This is a genomic window from Burkholderia sp. 22PA0106, from assembly GCF_047497155.1.
In the GTDB taxonomy this organism is placed as follows: domain Bacteria; phylum Pseudomonadota; class Gammaproteobacteria; order Burkholderiales; family Burkholderiaceae; genus Burkholderia.
On record NZ_CP163163.1, the window covers coordinates 576,561 to 594,624 of the forward strand.

Genomic DNA, 18,064 nt, shown 5'->3' on the forward strand with positions numbered 1-18,064 from the left:
AGGACGAGATGAAATTTGCATTTGTTTTTCCGGGGCAGGGTTCGCAAGCGGTCGGCATGCTCAACGCATTCGCCGAGCTCGCCGTGGTGCGCGAAACGGTCCAGGAGGCGTCCGATGCGCTGAACCAGGATCTCGGCAAGCTGATCGCCGAAGGGCCGGCCGAAGAACTGAACCTCACCACCAACACGCAGCCCGTGATGCTGACGGCCGCCTACGCGTGCTATCGCGCCTGGCAACAGGCCGGCGGCCCGGCGCCGTCGATCGTCGCGGGCCATAGCCTCGGCGAATACACGGCGCTGGTCGCCTCGGGCGCGCTTGCGTTTCGCGACGCCGTGCCGTTGGTGCGTTTCCGCGCACAGGCCATGCAAAGCGCCGTGCCGGTCGGCGAGGGCGGCATGGCCGCGATCCTCGGCCTCGACGACGACACGGTGCGCGCGGTGTGCGCCGAGGCGTCGGTGGCCGGCGTGGTCGAAGCCGTCAATTTCAATGCGCCCGCGCAGGTCGTGATCGCCGGCACCAAGGCCGCGGTCGAGAAGGCCTGCGAAGTCGCCAAGGCGAAGGGTGCGAAGCGCGCGCTGCCGCTGGCGGTGTCGGCGCCGTTTCATTCGTCGCTGCTCAAGCCGGCCTCGGATCAACTGCGCGACTACCTGGCCGGTGTCACGATCGCCGCGCCGCAGATTCCCGTGGTCAACAACATCGACGTCGCCGTCGTGTCGGATCCGGCCGCCATCAAGGATGCGCTGGTGCGCCAGGCCGCAGGCCCGGTGCGCTGGGTCGAATGCGTCCGGCATATCGCGGGCACGGGCGTCACGCATCTGGTCGAATGCGGGCCGGGCAAGGTGCTGATGGGCCTGACCAAGCGCATCGATGGCGAACTGACGGGCGCTGCCGTGTACGATCCGGCAACGCTCGACGACGTGCTCAAGCTCGTCGCCGCCTGACGCATTCCGATTCATCCGATTCACGGAACAACATGGACAAGACTCTCGACAAACAGGTGGCGATCGTCACCGGCGCGTCGCGCGGCATCGGCCGGGCGATCGCGCTCGAACTCGCACGCCAGGGCGCGACGGTGATCGGCACGGCCACCAGCGAAGCGGGCGCCGAAGGCATCGGCGCGGCGCTCGGCGAAGCCGGCCTGGCCGGCCGCGGTGCGGTGCTGAACGTGAACGACGCCGCGTCGAGCGATGCGCTGATCGATTCCGTCGTCAAGGAATTCGGCCGTCTCGATATCCTCGTCAACAATGCCGGCATCACCCAGGATCAACTGGCGATGCGCATGAAGGACGACGACTGGGATGCCGTGATCGACACCAACCTGAAATCGGTGTTCCGCCTGTCGCGCGGCGTGCTGCGCCCGATGATGAAGGCCCGTGGCGGCCGCATCATCAACATCACGTCGGTGGTGGGCTCGCTCGGCAATCCGGGCCAGGCCAACTACGCGGCCGCCAAGGCCGGCGTGGCCGGCCTCACGCGTGCGCTGGCACGTGAAATCGGCAGCCGCGGCATCACCGTCAATTGCGTGGCGCCGGGCTTCATCGATACCGACATGACCAAGTCGCTGCCGGAAGAACAGCAGGCCGCGCTGAAAACCCAGATTCCGCTCGGGCGCCTCGGCAGCACCGACGATATCGCTCACGCCGTCGCGTTCCTCGCCTCGCCGCTCGCCGGGTATATCACCGGCACGACGCTGCATGTGAACGGCGGTATGTACATGTCGTAACGGAATTCGTTTACCATCCGCGCCGTATGTCGGATGGAGGCGCTGTCGGCGCCTGTCGAACCGCAATGCCGGCGCGCATTTTTGGAGGCATCAAACCTGATAAAATGCGCGCACTTGTAAATCTCAAACTTCCCTCGGAGGGGTAATGGACAACATCGAACAACGTGTCAAGAAGATCGTCGCCGAGCAACTGGGCGTGGCCGAAGGCGAAATCAAGAACGAAGCTTCGTTCGTGAACGACCTCGGTGCAGACTCGCTCGACACCGTCGAGCTGGTGATGGCGCTCGAAGACGAGTTCGGCATGGAAATCCCGGACGAAGAGGCCGAAAAGATCACGACGGTTCAGCAAGCGATCGACTACGCTCGCGCGAACGTCAAGGCCTAACCAAGGCAACGCCACTTGCAACGTTGTCGAAACGCTGCATGGGCGCCAGATCTCGCCGCCGGCACGCTTGCCGGCCGCGCTAACAGCCACAGGGCTCGCAGGGCTGGTTCCTGCGGCCCCTGTGGCTTCTGTTTTTGTCATCCTATGGAAAAGAGGGTACCGTGAGCCGCCGTCGAGTTGTTGTTACAGGCCTTGGGCTGATCTCGCCTGTTGGCAATAATGTTGCCGACGGGTGGGCCAATCTCGTCGCCGGGAAGTCCGGCATTGCCAACATCACCAAGTTCGATGCAACGAACTACTCGACCCGCTTTGCGGGCGAGGTGAAAGGCTTCAACGTCGAAGACTACCTGCCCGCGAAAGAAGCGCGTCACATGGATACCTTCATCCATTACGGCATCGCGGCAGGCATGCAGGCCATGAAGGACTGCGGCCTGGAAGTGAACGAGGAAAACGCCGAGCGCATCGGCGTGATCGTCGGTTCGGGCATCGGCGGTCTGCCGATGATCGAAGTCACGCAAACCGAGCTGCTGAATCGCGGCCCGCGCCGGATTTCGCCGTTCTTCGTACCGGCCTCGATTATCAACATGATCTCGGGCCATCTGTCGATCAAGTTCGGTCTGAAAGGCCCGAATCTCGCCATCGTGACGGCCTGTACCACCGGCCTGCACTGCATCGGCGAGGCCTCGCGCATGATCGAATACGGCGACGCCGACGTGATGATCGCCGGCGGTGCGGAAGCCACCGTGTCGCCGCTCGGCATCGGCGGCTTTGCGGCCGCGCGTGCGTTGTCGCAGCGCAACGACGATCCGGCGACGGCGAGCCGTCCGTGGGACAAGGATCGCGACGGCTTCGTGCTCGGCGAAGGTGCGGGCGTGATGGTGCTCGAGGAGTACGAGCACGCCAAGGCACGCGGCGCGAAGATCTACGCCGAAATCAGCGGTTACGGCATGAGCGGCGACGCCTATCACATGACCGCACCGCTCGAGGATGGCGACGGCGCCCGCCGCTGCATGCTGGCTGCGCTGCGCAACGCCGGCATCAACGTCGATCAGGTCGATTACCTGAACGCGCACGGCACGTCGACGCAGCTTGGCGATCTGGCCGAAACGACCGGTATCAAGCGTGCGTTCGGCGATCGCGCCAAGCAGATGGTGGTCAACTCGACTAAGTCGATGACGGGCCACTTGCTGGGCGGCGCGGGCGGCCTCGAATCGGTGTTCACGGTGCTCGCCGTGCACAACCAGGTGTCGCCGCCGACCATCAACATCTTTGATCAGGATCCGGCATGCGATCTCGATTACTGCGCGAACGAAGCGCGGGACATGAAGATTGATGTCGCGCTGAAGAACTCCTTCGGCTTTGGCGGGACTAACGGCACGCTGGTTTTCAAGCGCGCCTGAAGCGGGATCGCTTGACGGGTCCCTCCCTTCCGCACTTCCCTGGCACGCAGCCTGTCGCGCTGCGTGCATCGACGACGCTGCGCGTCGTGCTGGCAGCCTTCGTCGTGCTTTGCGCGGCGGCTGCCGGTGCGAGCGCAGCGTCGTTCGTCGGGAGCGTGGAAGCGGTGTTCGTCGGGTTGCTGAGTGCTGCCTTGCTCGCCTCGGTGGCGCGTGAAATCAGTGCGCGCCGTGTGCCGTGCGCGTTGCTGCTCGAACCGGGTACCGGCGCGTTGGCCGTGTACGATGGTTCGGGGCGACGCCTCGCGCACGGTGCCGTGGTTCGCTGCACGCATTGGGCGGACCGGCTGCTGGTGCTCGAGATTGCACGCGAGCACGGGCGGCCGGTGCCGTTCCTGGTGCCGGCCGATGCCATCGAGCCGCGCGCGTTTCGCGCGCTGTCGGTGGCCGGCAGGCGAGCCGGCCGCGAATAGCGGCGGGTGCGTGGGCCACGGCCGCTTTCGCGGCGCGCCGGTGGGCGTTGGTACAATAGCGCTCCGCGTTGCATCCCTAGTTAACGGATTTGTCAGGTGAGTGAAAAAGAAATCGATCAGGTTCTGGTCGAACGCGTTCAGAAAGGCGACAAGGCGGCGTTCGAACTCCTGGTCTCCAAATACCACCGCAAGATCCTCCGGCTGATCTCGCGCCTCGTGCGGGATCCCGCCGAGGTCGAGGACGTGGCCCAGGACGCGTTCATCAAGGCATACCGCGCGCTGCCGCAGTTTCGCGGCGAATCCGCGTTCTATACATGGTTGTACCGAATTGCCGTCAATACGGCCAAGAACTACCTTGCGACCCAAGGGCGCCGCGCGCCGACCTCCACTGAAGCGGATGCGGAAGAAGCGGAAACTTTCTCGGACGCAGACCAACTAAGGGATATCAACACGCCCGAGTCGATGTTGATGAGCAAGCAGATCGCCGAAACGGTGAACGCTGCGATGGCCCTGCTGCCCGAGGAATTGCGTCAGGCCATCACATTGCGGGAAATCGAGGGCCTGAGTTACGAAGAAATCGCGGAAATGATGAACTGCCCGATCGGCACCGTTCGTTCGCGAATCTTCCGGGCCCGTGAGGCGATCGCCAACAAGTTGCGTCCGCTTCTCGACACGCCCGAAGGCAGGCGCTGGTAAGTCCTGCCCCGGGGTGCGGAAACGGCACGGGGTCCAGTTATACAGAGTCGTGTGTCACGACGGGGTATTGAAGATGGGGAGCATCATGGGGTCGGTCTCTACGCAATCGCATTCGCAAGGCCGCTCGCAACGCGAGCGTCTATCCGCACTGGTCGACGGCGATTCGCCCGATGGCCTGCCGCTCGGCCAGATCCTGGCCGCGTTCGGCGACACGGAGCGTCGCGCCTGGTCCGAGTTTCACGCGATCGGCGACGCACTGCGCTCCGACGATCTCGCGATCGCGCCGGCGGTCAGCCACGCCTTCAGCGCCCGGTTTTCCGCCGCGTTCGCGGCCGAGCCGCACCTGATCGCGCCGGCCGCGCTGACGGTCGAGGCCGCCGCACCGGCGCCGCGCAGCGCGCTGCGCCGCCGTCTCGTGCCGGGGCTGGCGGTGGCCGCCGCGGCCGCCATGTTCACCTGGATCGTCGTGCCGCAAATGCAGGGCGCGGGCCAGCCGGGTGTCTCGCAGGTGCAGGTGGCATCGGTGGCGCCGCAGGATCTGCAGCGTGTGTCCGCGCCGGCCCGTCAGGATCTGAACATTATCCGCGACGCGAGCCTCGACCAATACCTCGAAGCGCACCAGCAATTCGCGCAGCAGCCCGTCGTGTCGGGCTCGATGCCGCTCATTCGCACCGCCGTCACGACGCAAGGCCAATAAACTCGATGCGGACATTGCTGTTGAATCGCGCCACTTCCGGCTGGACGCGGCTGCCTGCGCTCGTGTTGTGCGCCGCCGCACTGATTTCCGTGCACAACCACGCGATCGCGCAACCCGCACTCGATCCGGCCGCCGGCCCGCAAGCCGCGGCCGCCTGGCTGGACCGCATTCAGCAGGCCGCGCAAGCTCAGAACTACGACGGCACCTTCGTGTTCCAGCGCGGCAATTACGTGCAGTCGTCGCGCATCACCCACGTCGCGGCCAAGGGCGGCGAATACGAGAAGATCGAAAGCCTCGACGGCAAGCCGCGCAAGCTGCTGCGTCATAACGACGATCTCGTCACGTTCGTGCCCGAGCGTCATCTGTGCGTGGTCGAGCGTCGCCAGAACCGTGACGCGTTCCCGTCGCTGCTCGGCGCGAGCGGCGAACAGGTGCTGTCGGCCTACGACGTCAAGCCGGCCGGCCAGGATCGGGTGGCCGGTATCGACGCGCAGGTTGTCGAGCTGGTGCCGAAGGACGCGAACCGCTTCGCCTACAAGCTCTGGACCGACGCCAAGACCGGCCTGCTGCTGCGTACGCAGACGCTCGATGCCGACGACCACGTGCTCGAGCAGGTGGCGTTCTCGCAATTGCAGATCGGCGCCGCGAACCCGGCCGAAAAAACCATCATCGCGAACAGCATCCGCAATCTCGACAACTGCACCGTGGTGCGCCCGCCGGTGGCGCCGGTCGACATCGAGGCGCAGGGCTGGAAGATCGCGCCGAGCGTGGCCGGTTTCCGCAAGATCCGCGAAGTGCGCCGGCCGATGGCCGCGCGCGATCCGAAGGCCGCGCCGATCGCCGTCGATCAGGCCGTGTTCACCGACGGCCTCGCTACCGTGTCGGCCTTCATCGAACCGGTGGAAAAGGGTTCCACTCGCAAGGAAGGGGCGGGCAGCACCGGCGCCACCCATGTGCTGGTCAAGCGCAGCGGCGATTTCTGGATCACCTTGCTGGGCGAAGTGCCGCAGGCGACGTTGCAGCAGTTCGCGGCTGCCATAGAATACAAGCCTTCGAAGTAAGCTCCCGGTTCCCCGACATGATCAAGACCACGCTGCGTACCTGGACGGCCGCGGCGGCGATGACGGCGTGCTTGCCCGTCGCGTCGCTGGCCGCGCAAACCGCTTCGCCCACCTCGGGTGCGTCGGCGCCGGCTGCCGCATCGGTGCCGGTTGCACCGCCTTCCGCGCCCGCGGCCCGCGCCGCGTTGCCCGATTTCGCCGATCTGGTCGAGAAGGCCGGCCCGGCCGTGGTCAACATCCGCACCACGGCCACCGTGCCGGTCGATCCGCGCGGCGCGTTCCAGCCAGGCCCGGACGACGGCGACATGTCGGAGTTCTTCCGCCGCTTCTTCGGCATCCCGCTGCCGCAAACGCCGGGTTCGCCCAAGAGCGCGCCCGATGCGCCCGACACCGAACAGAACCGCGGCGTGGGCTCCGGCTTCATCCTGTCGCCCGACGGCTATGTGATGACCAACGCGCACGTGGTCGATGACGCCGACACGATCTACGTGACGCTGACCGACAAGCGCGAATTCAAGGCCAGGCTGATCGGCGTGGACGAGCGCACCGACGTCGCGATCGTCAAGATCAACGCCGCCAATCTGCCGAGCGTGTCGATCGGCGATTCCAACAAGGTGCGCGTGGGCGAGTGGGTGGTCGCGATCGGTTCGCCGTTCGGGCTGGACAACACGGTCACGGCCGGCATCGTCAGCGCGAAGGGCCGCAACACCGGCGATTACCTGCCGTTCATCCAGACCGACGTCGCGGTGAACCCCGGTAATTCGGGCGGCCCGCTGATCAACATGCAGGGCGAGGTGATCGGCATCAACTCGCAAATCTACAGCCGGACCGGCGGCTTCATGGGCATTTCGTTCGCGATTCCGATCGACGAGGCGATCCGCGTGGCCGAGCAATTGAAGACCTCGGGCAAGGTCACGCGCGGGCGCATCGCCGTGGCGATCGGCGAGGTCACCAAGGATGTCGCCGATTCGCTCGGCCTGCCGCGTGCGCAGGGCGCGCTGGTCAGCAGCGTCGAGCCGGGCGGCCCGGCCGACAAGGCCGGCGTGCAGGCCGGCGACATCATCCTCAAGTTCAATGGGCGTGACGTCGAGGAAGCCACCGATCTGCCGCGCATGGTCGGCGACACCAAGCCGGGCTCCCACGCGACGGTCACGATCTGGCGCAAGGGCACCTCGCGCGATCTGCCGATCATGATTGCCGAAGTGCCGGCCGAGAAGAGCGCGCGCAACGCCGACGGCAAGCCGAGCCAGCCGGTCAAGCCGCGCCAGAGCAATGCGCTCGGCCTGACGGTCAGCGATCTGACGGCCGATCAACTGAAAGCGGCCAAGGTGCCGAACGGCGTGCACGTCGACGCGGCCGACGGCCCGGCGGCGCGCGCCGGCCTCAAGCGCGACGACATCGTGATTCGCGTGGGCGACACCGATATCACCAACGCCAAGCAATTCGTCGACCTGACGTCGAAGCTGGACCCGTCGAAGATGGTGGCGGTGCTGGTGCGGCGCGGCGACAACACGCAGTTCGTTCCGCTGCGTCCGCGCCAGAAGTAACCGCGGCGCGTGGCCTTCACCCTCTACGGCCGCGGCTGGTGCCACCTGTGCGATGATCTGCGCGCGGCGCTGGCCCCGGTTGCGACCGAGTTTCAGGTGGCGGTGACATACGTCGATATCGACGCCGATCCCGCGCTGGTGGCGCGCTATGACGAGGATGTCCCGGTGCTGCTGCTTGACGGCACCGAGGTGTGCCGCCACCGGTTCGATGCGGTCGCGGTGCGCGCGGCGCTATTGCGGCGCGGCGCGGCCGGCGGGGCGCGGTAAAGGCGCCGGTCGGCCCGGCAAGCGGCCGTCCCCGCACACATTCCTGCAGTTTTCGTGCCTTATCTGGCCGGGCGCGGCCAAAATGCCGCCTCTGCCAAGCCTTTTCGGCTAAAATAGGCTGTTTTTTCACCGACTTACAAGGCGTGCTCCGCAGTCGTCGAGCGCGCCTTTTTCGCTTGATCGGCACTGAATGGATCATATTCGCAATTTCTCGATCATCGCGCACATCGACCACGGCAAGTCGACGCTCGCGGATCGCATCATCCAGGTATGCGGTGGCCTCTCCGACCGCGAAATGGAAGCGCAGGTGCTCGACTCGATGGATCTCGAGCGCGAGCGCGGCATCACGATCAAGGCACAGACGGCCGCATTGTCCTATCGCGCACGCGATGGCAGGGTCTACAACCTGAACCTGATCGACACCCCGGGGCACGTCGATTTCTCGTATGAAGTGAGCCGCTCGCTGTCGGCCTGCGAGGGCGCGCTGCTGGTCGTCGATGCAAGCCAGGGCGTCGAGGCGCAAACCGTCGCGAACTGCTACACGGCGATCGAGCTCGGCGTCGAGGTGGTGCCGGTCCTGAACAAGATCGATCTGCCGGCGGCCAACCCGGAAAGCGCCATCGAGGAAATCGAGGACGTGATCGGCATCGATGCGACCGACGCCACGCGTTGCAGCGCCAAGACGGGGCTCGGCGTCGAGGACGTACTCGAAGCGCTGATCGCCAAGGTGCCGCCGCCGAAGGGCGATCCCGACGCGCCGCTGCAGGCGCTGATCATCGATTCGTGGTTCGACAACTACGTCGGTGTGGTGATGCTGGTGCGCATCGTCAACGGCACGCTGCGTCCGAAGGAAAAGATCAAGCTGATGGCCACCGGTGCGCAATACCCGGTCGAGCATGTCGGCGTGTTCACCCCGAAATCGCGCGATCTCGAATCGCTGTCGGCTGGCCAGGTGGGTTTCATCATCGCCGGCATCAAGGAGCTGACGGCCGCGAAGGTGGGCGATACCGTCACGCACGTCGCCAAGCCGGCGCCGGAGCCGCTGCCGGGCTTCAAGGAAGTGAAGCCGCAGGTGTTCGCGGGCCTTTACCCGGTCGAGGCGAATCAATACGACGCGCTGCGCGAATCGCTCGAAAAGCTGCGCCTGAACGACGCCTCGCTGCAATACGAGCCGGAAGTGTCGCAGGCGCTCGGCTTCGGCTTCCGCTGCGGCTTCCTCGGCCTGCTGCACATGGAAATCGTGCAGGAGCGCCTCGAGCGCGAATTCGACATGGACCTGATCACCACGGCCCCCACCGTGGTGTACGAGGTCGTGCAGGCCAACGGTGAAATCATCAAGGTCGAGAATCCGGCCAAGATGCCCGATCCGGGCCGCATCGCGGAAGTGCGCGAGCCGATCGTCACCGTGAACCTGTACATGCCGCAGGAATACGTCGGGGCGGTCATCACGCTGTGCGAACTGAAGCGCGGCTCGCAGATCAACATGCAGTACCACGGCCGCCAGGTGCAGTTGACCTACGAAATCCCGATGGCCGAAATCGTGCTCGATTTCTTCGATCGCCTGAAATCCACTTCGCGCGGCTATGCGTCGATGGATTACGAGTTCAAGGAATACCGCTCGTCGGACGTGGTCAAGGTCGACATGCTGATCAACGGCGACAAGGTCGATGCGCTGTCGGTCATCGTGCACCGTTCGCAGTCGCAATATCGCGGCCGCGAAGTGGCGGCGAAGATGCGCGAGATCATCCCGCGCCAGATGTACGACGTGGCGATCCAGGCCGCGATCGGCGCGAACATCGTCGCGCGCGAAAACATCAAGGCGCTGCGCAAGAACGTGCTGGCCAAGTGCTACGGCGGCGACATCTCGCGAAAGAAGAAGCTGCTCGAAAAGCAGAAAGCCGGTAAGAAGCGCATGAAGCAGGTGGGTTCGGTCGAGATCCCGCAGGAAGCGTTCCTCGCGATCTTGCGGGTCGAAGACAAATAACAGGACTGATCCTTTTATGAATTTCGCATTGATTCTGTTTGTGCTCGTCGTGTTGACGGGGATTGCGTGGGTGCTGGACAAGCTGGTGTTCCTGCCGGGCCGTCGCAAGGCGGCCGACCAAGCGGCAGCCGAGTTCGACAATCAGCAAGCGCGCGTCGAGGCGCGCTTCGCCGACGAAAACGCCGACGCGACGCGCGCCAAGCTGCGCGACGAGAAGCTGCGCCAGCCGTGGTGGCTCGAGTACACGGCAAGTTTTTTCCCGGTGATCCTGGCGGTGTTCGTGGTGCGCTCGTTCGTGGTGGAGCCGTTCAAGATTCCGTCGGGCTCGATGGTGCCGACCTTGCTGGTGGGCGATTTCATCCTCGTCAACAAGTTCGAATACGGCCTGCGCCTGCCGATCACGAACCAGAAGGTCACCTCGGGCAGCCCGCTTTCGCGTGGCGACGTCGTGGTGTTCCGCTATCCGAAGGATGAGTCGGTCGACTACATCAAGCGCGTGATCGGCCTGCCGGGCGACACCGTGCAGTACTACGACAAGAAGCTGACCATCAATGGCCAGGCCGTGCCCGAAACGCCGCTGCCCGATTTCTTCGACGAAGAACGCATGAACTATGCGAAGCAGTACGAAGAAACCATCGACGGCCGCAAGAACGCGATCCTGAACAACCCGGCCGTGCCGCCGTTCGTGATGGGCGCCGACGATTTCCCGTACAAGAGCAACTGCCAGTACAACGAGCACGGCGTGACCTGCAAGGTGCCGCCGGGCCACTACTTCATGATGGGCGACAACCGCGACAACAGCGCGGACAGCCGCTACTGGGGCTTCGTGCCCGACAAGGATGTGGTCGGCCGCGCGTTCTTCATCTGGATGAACTTCAGCGACCTGAAGCGCATCGGCTCGTTCCACTGAGCCACCGGTCGATCTCGGCCAGCATTGCGCGACGGCCACGCGCAATGCTGGCAAATCACTTCAAGAACCCGCGGTAACACCGCTTCGACACGCCTTTTCACGCCCGGCATCCGTCACTCGACGGCACCCGCGGCCGCGTTATACTCCTGCTCATGTCTCAGTCCCAGTTGGAAAGCCGGCTGCGCTACGAATTTCGCAATGCGGAATTGCTGCGTCAGGCTTTGACCCACCGTAGCCACAGCGCCACGCATAACGAACGGCTCGAGTTTCTCGGCGATTCCGTTCTGAATTGCGCGGTGGCGGCCCTGTTGTTCCAGCGCTTCAGCAAGCTGGACGAGGGCGATCTGTCGCGCGTGCGAGCCAATCTCGTCAAGCAGCAGTCGCTGTACGAAATTGCTCAGGCCCTGAATATTTCGGAAGGCCTGCGGCTCGGGGAAGGGGAATTGCGCAGCGGCGGGTTTCGCCGCCCGTCGATTCTCGCGGACGCGTTCGAAGCCATCATCGGGGCCGTGTTCCTCGATGGCGGCTTCGAAGCCGCCCAAGGGGTGATCAAGCGCCTTTACATACCGATTCTCGATCACATCGATCCGCGCACGCTCGGCAAGGACGCCAAAACCCTGCTCCAGGAATATCTGCAAGGCCACAAGATCGCACTGCCGACCTATACCGTGGTCGCCACGCATGGTGCGGCGCACAATCAGCAATTCGAAGTCGAATGCACGGTGCCGAAGCTCGAGATCAAGGTGTCGGGTTCCGGCGCGAGCCGCCGTGCCGCCGAGCAGGCCGCCGCGAAGAAGGCGCTCGACGAGGTGATGGCGCGCCCGATGGCCGCTGCCAAGCCGAAGCGCTCGAAGAGTTCGCGCGCGAAGGGCGAGCCGGACATCGTGCCGGGCGTGAAGGGCGTGCAGGAAGCGCTGGACCTGCGGGCCGCGCCGGCCGAACGCAAGGAACGTACGGCGTCCGCGGCGGGCAAGCCGGCCGACGGCGGCGCCGAGCGCGGCATACCGGTGGCCGTGATTCGCGCGGGTTCGCACGGCGACACTGTGAAATCGTCCGACAAGCCTGTGGATAAACCGGCCGACAAGCCGAACGACAAGCCGCAAGCGACGGATAAACCCGCCGCAGACAAGCCCGCCACCGAGAAATCGGCGCCGGCAGCCGGCGACAAGCCCGATACCACCGTCCGTGGCGCCGGTGCTGGCGACCGCACGTTGCGCCTGCGCGACACCACATCCGGGCCGTCCGACGACGCCGATACCGACCTCGCCGCCGCGCCCCTGCGCGTGGCCGATGCCGGTCACTGAACTCCTGATCCAGTCGCGGGCCGCGTCGTGCGGCTCGCCACGCATTGCAGCAACCTGATATGAACGCTCCCGTTACTCCCGCCGGATTCCGTTGCGGCATGGTCGCCATCGTCGGCCGGCCGAACGTCGGCAAATCGACGCTGATGAACGCGCTCGTCGGCCAGAAGATCAGCATCACCTCGCGCAAGGCGCAAACCACGCGCCATCGCATCACCGGCATCCACACGCTGCCGGACGCGCAATATATCTTCGTCGATACGCCGGGCTTCCAGACGCGCCACAGCACCGCGCTGAACCGCACGCTGAACCGCACCGTCACGTCCACGCTCACCTCGGTCGACGCCATCCTGTTCGTGATCGAGGCGGGCCGCTTCGGCCCCGACGATCAAAAGGTGCTCGACCTGATCCCGAAGAACGTGCCCACGTTGCTGGTGCTCAACAAGCTCGACCGGGTGGCCGACAAGAGTTCGCTGTTCCCGTTCCTGAAGGACATGGGCGATCTGCGCGAGTTCGCCGAAGTGGTGCCGCTGTCGGCCAAGAGCGACGACGACGTCGCCCGGCTGATGCAGGTCACCAGGCCCTACCTGCCGGAAGGCGATCCGATCTACGGCGAAGACGACCTGACCGACCGCAGCTCGCGTTTTCTCGCCGCCGAAATCCTGCGCGAGAAGGTGTTCCGCTGGACGGGCGACGAGCTGCCGTATACGAGCACCGTGATCATCGACAAGTTCGAGGAAGAAGGCCGGCTCACGCGCGTGTTCGCGACGATCCTGGTCGAGCGCGATTCGCACAAGGCGATGGTGATCGGCAAGAAGGGCGCCAAGCTCAAGCAGATCAGCACCGAGGCGCGCATCGACATGGAAAAGCTGTTCGACGGCCCCGTGTATCTGGAGACCTTCATCAAGGTCAAGAGCGGTTGGGCCGACAACGAAGCGGGGCTTCGTGCCTATGGGTACGAATGACGGGACGGACGGCGTCGGCGACGATGTCCCCGTGTCGCTGGCCGATCCCGCGCCCGACGTGCCCGACGCCACGGCGGCTTCGTCCGGCACCGTGCCATCCGAACCCGCTCCCCGCGCGCCGGCACCGGCGCGCAAGCCGCGTCGCGCCAGCGGGCCGCGCGCATCCGAATTTCGCGTTTCCGAGCAGCCCGGCTTCGTGCTGCACAGCTATCCCTATCGCGAAACCAGCCTGATCATCGACGTGCTGACGCGCGACCACGGCCGCGTCGCGCTCGTCGCGAAGGGCGCCAAGCGTCCGCATTCGGCGCTGCGCGGCGTGCTGCAGACGTTCCAGCCGCTGTCGCTGTCGTGGTCGGGCAAATCCGAGATGCGCACACTGACGGGCGCCGAATGGGTGGGCGGCATGCTGCCGCTGGGCGGCGACGCGCTGCTCTGCGGTTTCTACGTCAACGAACTGCTGGTCAAGTTCTGCGCGCGCGAAGATCCGTTTCCCCCCTGTTCCAGCATTACCTTCTCACGCTCGCGCGGCTCGCCCATGACGAGCCGGCCGTGCAGGTGCTGCGCTCGTTCGAGCGCGTGCTGCTGCGCGAAACCGGCCATGCGCGCGCGCTGACCCGCACGGTGTCGCGCCGCACGGTGCAAGCTGATGGTCGCTACGTGTTCGATCCCGAGCGCGGCGTGCGCGAGGCCGACCACGAGTTGCCGTCGCATTGGCCGGTCGTGTCGGGCCAGACGTTGCTCGACATGGAGGAGGACGATTACCATCGTGCGCAGACCGTCGCGCAAAGCAAGACGCTGATGCGCTTCCTGCTCAACACCTATCTGGGCGGCACGCCGCTCGCCACGCGCCAGATCCTGATCGACCTGCAAAACCTATGAGCTTCTTCCTGACCGCGCCGAACGCCATCGATCTCGGCGTCAACATCGATCACGTCGCCACGCTGCGCAATGTGCGCGGTACGGCCTATCCCGATCCGATCCGCGCCGCGCTGGCCGCCGAGCAGGCCGGCGCCGACGCGATCACGCTGCATCTGCGCGAGGATCGCCGCCATATCCGCGACGCCGACGTGCGTGCGCTGCGCCCGCTGCTGGTCACGCGCATGAACCTCGAATGCGCGGTCACGGCCGAGATGCTCGACATCGCCTGCGAGGTGCGTCCGCACGACGCCTGCCTGGTGCCGGAAAAGCGCGAGGAACTGACGACCGAAGGCGGCCTCGACGTGGCCGGCCATTTCGAGGCCGTGCGCGCCGCGTGCCGGCAACTGGCCGAGGCCGGCGTGCGGGTGTCGCTGTTCATCGATCCCGATGCCGAGCAGATTCGCGCCGCGCACGAGGCCGGCGCGCCAGTGGTCGAGCTGCACACCGGCGCCTATGCGGAAGCGCACGACGAGGCCACGCAGCATCGCGAATACGAGCGCGTGGTGGCGGGCGTGGACGCGGGCGTCGCGCTGGGCCTGAAGGTCAACGCGGGCCACGGGCTGCACTACACCAACGTGCAGCCGATCGCCGCGATCGACGGCATCGTCGAGCTGAACATCGGCCACGCGATCGTCGCGCAATCGATCTTCACGGGCTGGGACAACGCCGTGCGCGAGATGAAGGCGATCATGGTGGCGGCACGCGTGGCCGCCCGTCACGGCGGCCGTTGAGCGCGCCATGACGATCTACGGGATCGGCACCGACATCGTTCAGGTGAGCCGGATTGCCGCGGTGCTCGAACGCACCGGCGGCCGGTTCGCCGAGAAGGTGCTCGGCCCCGACGAACTGCGCGTGTTCCATGCGCGCCGCAAGCGCTCCGAGGCGCGCGGCATCGCGTTCCTGGCCACGCGCTTTTCGGCCAAGGAAGCGTTCTCGAAGGCGATCGGCCTCGGCATGCGCTGGCCGATGACCTGGCGCGCGCTGCAAACCCTCAACGAACCGAGCGGCCAGCCCTACGTGGTGGCCTCGGGCGAACTGGCCGGCTGGCTGGCCGCGCGGCAGATCAGCGCGCGCGTGACCGTCAGCGACGAACGCGACTACGCCGTGTCCTTCGTCGTGGCCGAAACGCCGGACGCCGCGCCGGCTCGCGACTGAACCTCTTTCTCCACGGACCGACCCGATGAAACCGACTCCCGGCCCCGTCATGCTCGACGTCGTCGGCACGACGCTCACGCGCGACGACGCACGCCGCCTGGCCCATCCGCGTACCGGCGGCGTGATCCTGTTCACGCGCCATTTCGAGAACCGCACCCAGCTGTGCGCGCTGACCGATTCGATCCGCGCGGTGCGCGAGGACATCCTGATCGCCGTCGATCACGAAGGCGGCCGCGTGCAGCGTTTCCGTACCGACGGTTTCACGGTGCTCCCGGCGATGCGCCGGCTCGGCGAGCTGTGGGACAAGGACGTGCTGCACGCCACCAAGCTGGCGACCTCCGTGGGCTTCGTGCTGGCGGCCGAACTGCGTGCCTGCGGCATCGACCTGAGCTTCACGCCGGTGCTCGATCTCGATTACGGCCGCTCGAAGGTGATCGGCGATCGCGCGTTCCATCGCGACCCGCGCGTCGTCACGCTGCTGGCCAAGAGCCTGAACCATGGCCTGGCGCTGGCCGGCATGGCGAACTGCGGCAAGCATTTTCCCGGTCACGGTTTTGCCGAAGCCGATTCGCACGTCGCGCTGCCGACCGACGACCGGCCGCTCGAGCAGATCCTCAAGGTCGACGTCGCGCCTTACGACTGGCTCGGCCTGTCGCTGTCGGCGGTGATCCCGGCGCACGTGATCTACACGCAGGTGGATCGGCGCCCGGCCGGGTTCTCGCCGATCTGGCTGCAGGACGTGCTGCGCGACCGGCTCGGTTTCACGGGGGCGGTGTTCAGCGACGACCTGTCGATGGAAGCGGCGCGTGCGGGCGGCTCGCTCGCCCAGGCGGCCGACGCGGCGATCGAGGCCGGTTGCGACATGGTGCTGGTCTGCAATCAGCCCGAAGAGGCCGAAAAGGTGCTCAACGAGATGCAGGCCGAGGTGTCGCCGGAATCGGCGCGCCGCATTCGCCGGCTGCGTCCGCGCGGCAAGCCGTCGAGCTGGGACAAGCTGACGCGCCGCCCCGACTACCAGCGCGCCACGGCGCTGCTGCGCGAGACGCTGGGGTGAGCGCCTGGCGGCGCAAGCGCTTCGCCAAAAAGAGAACGGGCCGCGCAATGCGCGGCCCGTGTCGTTTCATCGATCCGATGCCGCGTCGCGGATTGCGCGCGGCATCCGTCATCAGTTCATCTTCATGCGTTGCAGCTTGTTGTAGAGCGTCTTCGGGCTGATGCCGAGCAGGGCGGCGGCGCGGTGGCGGGTGCCGCCCACGGCGTCGAGCGTCGCGCGGATCAGCAGATCCTCGACGTCCGACAGCGGCGTGCCGACGCGCACCTGCACGCTGCTGCCGTTCAGCGCGGCGCCCGGCACGAACACGCCGTCGTTGGCACGCAGCGTTTCGATGAAATCGCCCGATGCCTCGTAGGCGAGCCGCACGCGTTCACGCAACTCGCGCACGTTGCCGGGCCAGTCGTAGGCCAGGCATTCGCGGATGAACTCGGGTGCGATGCGCTTGTCGACCGAGCCGAGGCCCGCCTTGCGCGCTTCCAGGTTCAGGTCGGTGACGAGCGCCTCGGCGATCTGCAGCATGTCGTCGTCGCGATCGCGCAGCGGCGGCAGCGCGATCGAAGCCGCGTCGAGCCGCAGCCACAGATCCTCGCGCAGCGTGCCGTTGTCGAGCGCCTCGCGTGCCGGGCGGCGCGAGGTGGCGATCAGGCGGAAATCGGTGGCGATCTCGGCCGAGCCGCCGATGCGCATGAACGATTGCGAATCGAGCGCGCGCAGCAGCGATTCCTGGATCGACAGCGGCAGGGCGGTCACATCCTTGAGCAGCAGCGTGCCGCCGCTGGCCTGTTCGAACAGGCCCGGCTCGCGCCGTTCGGCACCGCCGTAGCTGCCGCGTTCGCGGCCGAACAACATGCTTTCGATGACGACGCTGCCCAGTTCGATCACGCGCGGCAGTTGCAGCGCGGCGCGGCAGTCGAACTTGACGAGCGGCCCCTTGCGGCGGCGGCTCAGGTCGTGCAGGGCGCGGGCGGTGGCTTCCTTGCCGGTGCCGGCCTCGCCCCACACGAGCACGGCGGCCTCGCTGCGCGCATTGCGCTCGATCATGTCGTACACGTGTTGCGTGCCGTCGCTGCGGCCGATCAGCGGCCCGAAGCGGCCCAGGCGGCGCAGCGTGGTGCGCAGCGTCTGCACTTCCTCGATCAGCTCGTACGGGCGCGGGATGCGCGCCAGCAGGCTGCGCAGCCGCGGAATATTGACCGGCTTGAGCAGGTAATCCCAGATCCCGTGCCGCAACCCCTCGATCGCGCTCTCGACCGTCGCATTGCCGGTCAGCACGATGACCGGAAGGCCGCCGTTCGGCTGCTGCGGCTGGGGCAGGTGCTGCAGCAGGTCGAAGCCGCTGCCATCGGGCAGGTTCAGGTCGACCAGCACCACGTCGGGAATGGTCCGCGCCAATGCTGCACGAGCCTCGGCGAGCGAGGTGGCGGTGTCGACCGTGAATCCGTCAGCGGCAAGCAGCGCCGTCAGGCCGGACAAGCTGTTGGGATCGTCTTCGACTATGAGGGCGTGTGGCATGGTGTGCGGAATGTTCAAT

18 protein-coding genes and 1 pseudogene are annotated in these 18,064 nt (G+C 66.1%); 18 read left to right on the plus strand and 1 reads right to left on the minus strand.

All coding sequences use genetic code 11. The annotated features are described in order from the left end of the window. Positions 1–8 precede the first annotated feature (8 nt). From fabD to nagZ, 18 genes and pseudogenes are all read left to right on the plus strand, one after another. On the plus strand, positions 9–941 hold the full coding sequence (fabD, locus tag AB4850_RS17535) for an ACP S-malonyltransferase (protein WP_414444286.1): 933 nt from the start codon (positions 9–11) through the stop codon (positions 939–941). Positions 942–973: 32 nt separating this feature from the next. Further along, positions 974–1,723, plus strand: coding sequence for a 3-oxoacyl-ACP reductase FabG (gene fabG, locus AB4850_RS17540; protein ID WP_414444287.1), 750 nt, complete (start codon positions 974–976; stop codon positions 1,721–1,723). 145 nt (positions 1,724–1,868) lie between these two features. After that, entirely contained in the window at positions 1,869–2,108 is a 240-nt protein-coding gene (acpP, locus tag AB4850_RS17545) for an acyl carrier protein (RefSeq protein ID WP_012735022.1), read from the plus strand. A 161-nt stretch (positions 2,109–2,269) separates the two neighbouring features. Continuing rightward, positions 2,270–3,508 (plus strand): beta-ketoacyl-ACP synthase II, encoded by a 1,239-nt coding sequence (fabF, locus tag AB4850_RS17550; protein ID WP_414444288.1) that lies wholly within the window; start codon positions 2,270–2,272, stop codon positions 3,506–3,508. An 11-nt stretch (positions 3,509–3,519) separates the two neighbouring features. After that, positions 3,520–3,978: an RNA polymerase subunit sigma gene (locus AB4850_RS17555; RefSeq protein WP_414444289.1), complete on the plus strand. Its 459-nt coding sequence runs from the start codon at positions 3,520–3,522 to the stop codon at positions 3,976–3,978. Positions 3,979–4,074: 96 nt separating this feature from the next. Beyond that, positions 4,075–4,674: an RNA polymerase sigma factor RpoE gene (gene rpoE / locus AB4850_RS17560; protein ID WP_414444290.1), complete on the plus strand. Its 600-nt coding sequence runs from the start codon at positions 4,075–4,077 to the stop codon at positions 4,672–4,674. Between the two features lie 85 nt (positions 4,675–4,759). Further along, positions 4,760–5,371, plus strand: a complete 612-nt coding sequence (locus tag AB4850_RS17565) for an RseA family anti-sigma factor (protein WP_414444291.1) — start codon at positions 4,760–4,762, stop codon at positions 5,369–5,371. Between the two features lie 5 nt (positions 5,372–5,376). Continuing rightward, positions 5,377–6,432, plus strand: coding sequence for a MucB/RseB C-terminal domain-containing protein (locus tag AB4850_RS17570; RefSeq protein WP_414444292.1), 1,056 nt, complete (start codon positions 5,377–5,379; stop codon positions 6,430–6,432). A gap of 17 nt (positions 6,433–6,449) precedes the next feature. Next, positions 6,450–7,979 (plus strand): DegQ family serine endoprotease, encoded by a 1,530-nt coding sequence (locus AB4850_RS17575; protein WP_414444293.1) that lies wholly within the window; start codon positions 6,450–6,452, stop codon positions 7,977–7,979. 9 nt (positions 7,980–7,988) lie between these two features. Then, complete coding sequence (locus AB4850_RS17580) at positions 7,989–8,246, plus strand: glutaredoxin family protein (RefSeq protein ID WP_414444294.1); 258 nt, start codon at positions 7,989–7,991, stop codon at positions 8,244–8,246. Positions 8,247–8,436: 190 nt separating this feature from the next. Then, positions 8,437–10,230 carry a translation elongation factor 4 gene (gene lepA, locus AB4850_RS17585; RefSeq protein WP_414444295.1) on the plus strand — a complete coding sequence of 598 codons (1,794 nt, stop codon included), beginning with the start codon at positions 8,437–8,439 and terminating at the stop codon, positions 10,228–10,230. Between the two features lie 16 nt (positions 10,231–10,246). Then, positions 10,247–11,140 (plus strand): signal peptidase I, encoded by an 894-nt coding sequence (gene lepB / locus AB4850_RS17590; RefSeq protein WP_414444296.1) that lies wholly within the window; start codon positions 10,247–10,249, stop codon positions 11,138–11,140. A 152-nt stretch (positions 11,141–11,292) separates the two neighbouring features. Continuing rightward, entirely contained in the window at positions 11,293–12,444 is a 1,152-nt protein-coding gene (gene rnc, locus AB4850_RS17595) for a ribonuclease III (protein ID WP_414444297.1), read from the plus strand. A 59-nt stretch (positions 12,445–12,503) separates the two neighbouring features. After that, the gene (gene era, locus AB4850_RS17600; protein ID WP_414444298.1) at positions 12,504–13,406 is read left to right on the plus strand and encodes a GTPase Era; all 903 of its coding nucleotides are present in this window, start codon (positions 12,504–12,506) and stop codon (positions 13,404–13,406) included. Next, a pseudogene (gene recO, locus AB4850_RS17605) lies at positions 13,393–14,285 on the plus strand (DNA repair protein RecO). The gene era and the pseudogene recO overlap by 14 nt, the downstream one beginning before the upstream one ends. Beyond that, positions 14,282–15,055, plus strand: a complete 774-nt coding sequence (gene pdxJ, locus AB4850_RS17610) for a pyridoxine 5'-phosphate synthase (RefSeq protein WP_414444299.1) — start codon at positions 14,282–14,284, stop codon at positions 15,053–15,055. The pseudogene recO and the gene pdxJ overlap by 4 nt, the downstream one beginning before the upstream one ends. Positions 15,056–15,062: 7 nt before the next feature. Further along, entirely contained in the window at positions 15,063–15,479 is a 417-nt protein-coding gene (gene acpS, locus AB4850_RS17615) for a holo-ACP synthase (RefSeq protein WP_414444300.1), read from the plus strand. Positions 15,480–15,504: 25 nt separating this feature from the next. Then, a complete protein-coding gene (gene nagZ, locus AB4850_RS17620) occupies positions 15,505–16,533 on the plus strand; it encodes a beta-N-acetylhexosaminidase (RefSeq protein ID WP_414444301.1) in 1,029 nt (342 codons plus the stop codon). A 111-nt stretch (positions 16,534–16,644) separates the two neighbouring features. Here the strand turns inward: nagZ and AB4850_RS17625 are convergent, their stop codons facing one another. Beyond that, entirely contained in the window at positions 16,645–18,045 is a 1,401-nt protein-coding gene (locus tag AB4850_RS17625) for a sigma-54-dependent transcriptional regulator (RefSeq protein WP_414444302.1), read from the minus strand. Between the last annotated feature and the right edge of the window lie 19 nt (positions 18,046–18,064).